The sequence below is a fragment of the Variovorax sp. P1_H12_2 genome, assembly GCF_056405335.1.
Genome location: NZ_JBFUCI010000436.1, coordinates 1 through 5,150, shown reverse-complemented (window position 1 = coordinate 5,150; position 5,150 = coordinate 1). Strand labels below are relative to the sequence as shown.

Annotated in this window: 9 protein-coding genes; 6 read left to right on the top strand and 3 right to left on the bottom strand. The window is 67.0% G+C overall.

The genetic code is table 11. From position 1 onward, the window contains the following. A partial coding sequence (locus tag AC1D2K_RS29360; RefSeq protein ID WP_478093294.1) for a sigma factor occupies nt 1-156 on the bottom strand: 156 nt, incomplete at its 3' end. A 63-nt stretch (nt 157-219) separates the two neighbouring features. Beyond that, entirely contained in the window at nt 220-699 is a 480-nt protein-coding gene (gene smpB, locus AC1D2K_RS29355) for an SsrA-binding protein SmpB (RefSeq protein WP_478093290.1), read from the bottom strand. A 62-nt stretch (nt 700-761) separates the two neighbouring features. Here smpB and AC1D2K_RS29350 point away from each other — a divergent pair, with 62 nt between their 5' ends. Continuing rightward, nucleotides 762-1,208, top strand: a complete 447-nt coding sequence (locus AC1D2K_RS29350; RefSeq protein WP_478093289.1) for a type II toxin-antitoxin system RatA family toxin — start codon at nt 762-764, stop codon at nt 1,206-1,208. Beyond that, a complete protein-coding gene (locus AC1D2K_RS29345; RefSeq protein ID WP_478093288.1) occupies nt 1,208-1,540 on the top strand; it encodes an RnfH family protein in 333 nt (110 codons plus the stop codon). The genes AC1D2K_RS29350 and AC1D2K_RS29345 overlap by 1 nt, the downstream gene beginning before the upstream one ends. A gap of 29 nt (nt 1,541-1,569) precedes the next feature. On the opposite strand, the gene AC1D2K_RS29340 is transcribed toward AC1D2K_RS29345, so the two are convergent. After that, the gene (locus AC1D2K_RS29340) at nt 1,570-2,103 is read right to left on the bottom strand and encodes a DUF4124 domain-containing protein (protein WP_478093286.1); all 534 of its coding nucleotides are present in this window, start codon (nt 2,101-2,103) and stop codon (nt 1,570-1,572) included. A 171-nt stretch (nt 2,104-2,274) separates the two neighbouring features. Between AC1D2K_RS29340 and guaB the strand changes: the two genes are divergently transcribed. The 4 genes from guaB to AC1D2K_RS29320 form a co-directional block, all read left to right on the top strand. Continuing rightward, entirely contained in the window at nt 2,275-3,744 is a 1,470-nt protein-coding gene (gene guaB, locus AC1D2K_RS29335; protein ID WP_478093284.1) for an IMP dehydrogenase, read from the top strand. A 250-nt stretch (nt 3,745-3,994) separates the two neighbouring features. After that, nucleotides 3,995-4,243 carry a type II toxin-antitoxin system Phd/YefM family antitoxin gene (locus AC1D2K_RS29330; RefSeq protein WP_478093282.1) on the top strand — a complete coding sequence of 83 codons (249 nt, stop codon included), beginning with the start codon at nt 3,995-3,997 and terminating at the stop codon, nt 4,241-4,243. Nucleotides 4,244-4,254: 11 nt separating this feature from the next. Next, nucleotides 4,255-4,674: a type II toxin-antitoxin system VapC family toxin gene (locus AC1D2K_RS29325; protein ID WP_478093292.1), complete on the top strand. Its 420-nt coding sequence runs from the start codon at nt 4,255-4,257 to the stop codon at nt 4,672-4,674. Nucleotides 4,675-4,683: 9 nt separating this feature from the next. Then, the coding region (locus AC1D2K_RS29320; protein WP_478093280.1) for a glutamine amidotransferase-related protein at nt 4,684-5,150 on the top strand (467 nt) is incomplete at its 3' end.

Here is a 5,150-nt window from a genome sequence, read left to right as displayed (position 1 = left end):
CCGCAGGTCGGTGCCCAGGATCCAGAGCCGCCATTTGCCGCAGGCGCGCTCCAGCGTGTCCTGCACCAGGTCGTCGGCCGCCCAGGCATCACCGGTCAGCGCACGGGCGTAGCGCCGCAGGCTCGGGATGTGGGAGACGAGGGCGCGTTGATCCATGGGTGTACCTGCTACACGAACGCCGCCGGCACGGCGTTTATTCCATGCGCCTCGAAATAATCTTCAACGGCTGCGGCTCTTCATGGCGCGCTCGACCTCGCGCTTGCCTTCGCGATCCTTGATGGTGTCGCGCTTGTCGTGCTCCGCCTTGCCCTTGGCCAGCGCGATCTCGCACTTGACCTTGCCGGCCTTCCAGTGAAGGTTCAGCGGCACCAGCGTGTAGCCCTTCTGCTCGACCTTGCCGATCAAGCGGCGGATCTGCTCCTTGTGCAGCAGCAGCTTCTTGGTACGCACCGAATCCGGATTGACGTGCGTCGAGGCCGAGTGCAGCGGGTTGATCTGGCAGCCGATGACGTAGAGCTCGCCGTCGCGAATGACGACGTAGCCGTCGGTCAGCTGCACCTTGCCTTCGCGCAGCGACTTGACCTCCCAGCCTTCGAGCACCATGCCGGCCTCGAAGCGTTCCTCGAAGAAATAGTTGTAGGCCGCCTTCTTGTTGTCGGCGATGCGGGAGGAGGGGTCTTGTTTCTTTTTCGTGGCCATGGTGTTCCAGGTGAGGGCTGCATGGCTTCAATACAATCCGTCGCGCACGCGGTGCCGATTCTATGAAAACAGTCCACAAGTCCGTTCTTATCTGGTACAGCGCCGAAGAGATGTACGCGCTCGTCACCGATGTGGCGAAATATCCCGAGTTCCTGCCGTGGTGCGATCGCTCCAAGGTCATCGAGCAGAACGAGCTCGGCATGACGGCCGAGGTCGGCCTCGCATTCAGCGGATTCCATCACAGCTTCACCACCCGCAACACCCATGTGGCGGGCCGCGAGGTGCATCTGAAGCTGGTCGACGGGCCTTTCTCGAACCTCGACGGCATCTGGACCTTCACGCCGGTCGGCGAAGACGGCGAGCGCGCCTGCCGGGTCGAGCTCAACCTGAGCTACGGCTTCAGCAACTTCGCGTTGCAGGCGCTGGTCGGTCCGGTGTTCGACAAGGTCGCCTCGAACCTGGTGGAGGCCTTCGTGAAGCGCGCCGAGCAGGCCTACGGCGCTGCCTGATGCCCAGGATCACGGTGGCCTGCTCGCCGGCGCCGCGCGAGACCTTCGAGCAGGTTCTCGAACTGGCCGACGGCGCGACGGTGCGCGACGCGGTGCTCGCGAGCGGCCTGTCGCAGGCGTTCCCGCACCTCGACTGGGCCTCGATGACACCGGGGATCTGGGGCAGGGCGGTCGAATGGACCCACTGCGTGAATGACCTCGACCGCGTCGAACTGTGCCGCCCGCTCACGGTGGACCCGAAGGTGGCGCGGCGCGAGCGATTCCGCCAGCAGGGCGCACGCGGCACGGGCCTCTTTGCGCGCCGCCGAAAAGGCGGTAAAGCCGGATATTAGGGGCCCCTAGCTAGGGCCCCTAGCCGCCGCTATTTGCAGTCGGACGCAATGATGGATTGAAGGCGCTGCTGCTCGCTCGCGCGCGCGGCGTCGTCCATGATCTCGCGTTCGCCCTGGGCGTTGACGCGCGCCACGCGGATGCCGCTGTCCATGGTCGCCTTGCCCTGGCGCGCCCGGTTGCAGTTCTCGGCCTTGGCCTGCGCGAACTTCTGGGCCTCGGCCGCCTGCTTGGCCTTTTCGGCCTCTTCGGCCTTGCGCGCCTTCTCTTCGAGTTCCTTGTCGACGCCGGCACCCTTGGCGCTGCTGGCGGGCGCGGGCGCAGGCGGCTGMGCGTCGGCCGCAGGGGCGGCCGCGACTTCGGTTGCCGCCGGCGGTGCGCTGAAGCTCAGTCGCTTGGCCGGCGGGCCGGGCCGGCGCAGGATGTTCTTTTCCGGCACCTCGGGCGGCGGCGCCTGGTCGCTGAAGACCTTCTTGTTGTCCTTGTCGAGCCACTGCCATTGGGCTTGCGCACCCAGGGGCAGCAGGAACACGGACCCGACGAGGAGCAGCTGCGCGAATTTCATGGGCGGAAGTTTAGCGCTGCCTTACGTTTTGCAACCAGCCTACTGGCGTTTTTGCAACGCATGGGTGGCATTGGGTCGTGCCTGGGGCCCCATGCCAGCCGGAAAGCGGGAGCCCCTTCGGCTGCCCGGACCCCGGGCCATCGTTACAATCCACCTTTTGGAGCCTCACCCATGCGCCTTCTCGGCAAAGCGCTCACCTTCGACGACGTGTTGCTGGTGCCAGCGTTCTCCCAAGTCCTGCCCAAGGACACCTCCCTCGCCACCCGGCTCTCCCGCAACATCACGCTCAATCTGCCGCTGGTTTCCGCGGCGATGGACACCGTGACCGAAGCCCGTCTCGCGATCGCCATCGCGCAGGAAGGCGGCATCGGCATCGTTCACAAGAACCTCACGGCCGCCGAGCAGGCGGCGCAGGTGGCCAAGGTGAAGCGCTACGAATCCGGCGTGCTGCGCGACCCGGTGGTCATCACCCCGACCCACACCGTACGCCAGGTGATGGCGCTGTCGGACCAGCTCGGCATTTCGGGCTTCCCGGTCTGCGACGCCGGCAAGGTGGTCGGCATCGTCACCGGGCGTGACCTGCGCTTCGAGAGCCGCTACGACGTGCCGGTCAGCGAGATCATGACCCAGCGCGACCGGCTCATCACCGTGCCCGACGGCACCACGCTGGCGGACGCCAAGGCGCTGCTCAACAAGCACAAGCTCGAACGCCTGCTGGTGATCAACGAGGCCTGGGAGCTCAAGGGCCTGATCACCGTCAAGGACATCACCAAGCAGACCAGCTTCCCGAACGCGGCGCGCGATGCCAGCGGGCGGCTGCGCGTCGGCGCCGCGGTGGGCGCGGGCGCGGGCACCGAGGAGCGCGTGGAGGCGCTGGTCAAGGCCGGCGTCGACGCCATCGTGGTCGACACCGCGCACGGCCACCATGCCGGCGTGATCGAGCGCGTGCGCTGGGTCAAGAACAACTACCCGCAGGTCGACGTYATCGGCGGCAACATCGCCACCGGCGATGCCGCGCGCGCGCTGGCCGATGCCGGCGCCGACGCGGTCAAGGTCGGCATCGGCCCGGGCTCCATCTGCACCACCCGCATCGTGGCCGGCGTGGGCGTGCCGCAGATCATGGCGATCGACAACGTCGCCACCGCGCTGCAGGGCACGGGCGTGCCGCTGATCGCCGACGGCGGGGTGCGCTATTCGGGCGATATCGCCAAGGCCATCGCGGCCGGCGCCAGCACCGTGATGATGGGCGGCATGTTCGCCGGCACCGAAGAGGCGCCCGGCGAGATCGTGCTGTTCCAGGGCCGCAGCTACAAGAGCTACCGCGGCATGGGCTCGATCGGAGCGATGCAGCAGGGCAGCGCCGACCGCTACTTCCAGGAATCGAGCACCGGCAATCCGAACGCCGACAAGCTGGTTCCGGAAGGCATCGAGGGCCGCGTGCCGTACAAGGGCTCGATGGTGTCGATCGTCTACCAGATGTCCGGCGGGCTGCGCGCCAGCATGGGCTACTGCGGCTGCGCCACGATCGAGGACATGAAGAACAAGGCCGAGTTCGTCGAGATCACCACGGCGGGCATTCGCGAGAGCCATGTGCACGACGTGCAGATCACCAAGGAAGCCCCAAACTACCGGGCTGAGTGAAAGGCCCCCACGCTCCTCCACTGCGTGTGGGTCGCTGCCCCCCGAGGGGGCCGCAGGCCGCCTTGGGGCGGCCCGGCGCCGGCCTGGATGGCCCCCACGCTCCCTCACTTCGTGTGGTCGCTGCCCCCCGAGGGGGCCGCAGGCCGCCTTGGGGCGGCCCGGCGCCGGCCTGAGCTCAATCTGGCCAGATAATTGAAGTTGGGCCAGATTGGCATTAGAATTTGGGCCAGATCATTTTTTTCTGGCCCAAATGCAATCCCTCGGCATCGCTGAAGCCAAGAACAACTTCTCGGCCCTGATCGACCTGGTCGAGAAGGGCGAGGAAGTGCGCATCACACGCCACGGCAAGGAAGTCGTGCGCATGCTTCCGGTGCGGCGCAAGCCGGTCATCACCGACGAACAGATCGCGCGCGAACTGGGCCAGATCGACGCGTTGCACGCGACCATCAAGCCGGGCCCCGCCGTGCGTACCCTGCGTGACGAAGGGCGCCAAGCGTGACGGCCTTCGTCATGGATGCCTCGGTCACTTCGGCCTGGCTGCTGCCGGATCAGGCCAGCGAACACACGCGCAGGCTCTACGCTGCCATCCGCCGCGACGAGGTCGAGCCGCAGGCGCCCAATGCGTGGCAATGGGAGTGCGCCAACATCCTCGCCAACGGCGTGCGCAGCGGCCGCATTCCGCCGTCCGCGGTCGAAGGGCTGTGGAGCGTGCTCGACGCCATTCGCCACCGCGTCGAACTGCACGAACTGGCGCCGGCCCAGCACAAGGCCGTGCTCGCCGTGGCCATCGACGCCGGTGTCTCGCTCTACGACGCGGGCTATCTGTGGCTCGCACGCTCGCTCGATCTTCCGCTCGCCACCTTCGACGAGCAACTCATCCAGGCGGCGCCGCAAGCGGGCGTCCGCCTCTTCGACATTTCAACGCTCTGAGTCTTCTCCATGCAACACGACAAGATCCTCATCCTCGATTTCGGCTCCCAAGTCACCCAGCTGATCGCGCGCCGCGTGCGCGAAGCGAACGTGTTCTCGGAGGTCCATCCCTGCGACGTCAGCGACGAATGGGTGCGCGAGTTCGCCAAGGACGGCACGCTCAAGGGTGTGATCCTGTCCGGCAGCCACGCGAGCGTCTACGAGGAAACCACCGACAAGGCGCCGCAGGCGGTGTTCGAGCTCGGCGTGCCGGTGCTGGGCATCTGCTACGGCATGCAGACCATGGCGCACCAGCTCGGCGGCAAGGTCGAGGGCGGCCACAAGCGCGAGTTCGGCTTCGCGGCCGTGCGCGCGCGCGGCCACACCGAGTTGCTGCGCGACATCGCCGACTTCACGACCGACGAGGGGCACGGCATGCTCAACGTCTGGATGAGCCACGGCGACAAGGTCACCGAGCTGCCGCCCGGCTTCAAGCT

Bases quoted from the DNA above. Each gene is read 5' to 3' on its own strand.
- smpB (WP_478093290.1), bottom strand. From the start codon at position 699: ATGGCCACGAAAAAGAAACAAGACCCCTCCTCCCGCATCGCCGACAAC.
- AC1D2K_RS29325 (WP_478093292.1), top strand. From the start codon at position 4,255: ATGGATGCCTCGGTCACTTCGGCCTGGCTGCTGCCGGATCAGGCCAGC.
- AC1D2K_RS29350 (WP_478093289.1), top strand. From the start codon at position 762: ATGAAAACAGTCCACAAGTCCGTTCTTATCTGGTACAGCGCCGAAGAG.
- AC1D2K_RS29345 (WP_478093288.1), top strand. From the start codon at position 1,208: ATGCCCAGGATCACGGTGGCCTGCTCGCCGGCGCCGCGCGAGACCTTC.
- AC1D2K_RS29330 (WP_478093282.1), top strand. From the start codon at position 3,995: ATGCAATCCCTCGGCATCGCTGAAGCCAAGAACAACTTCTCGGCCCTG.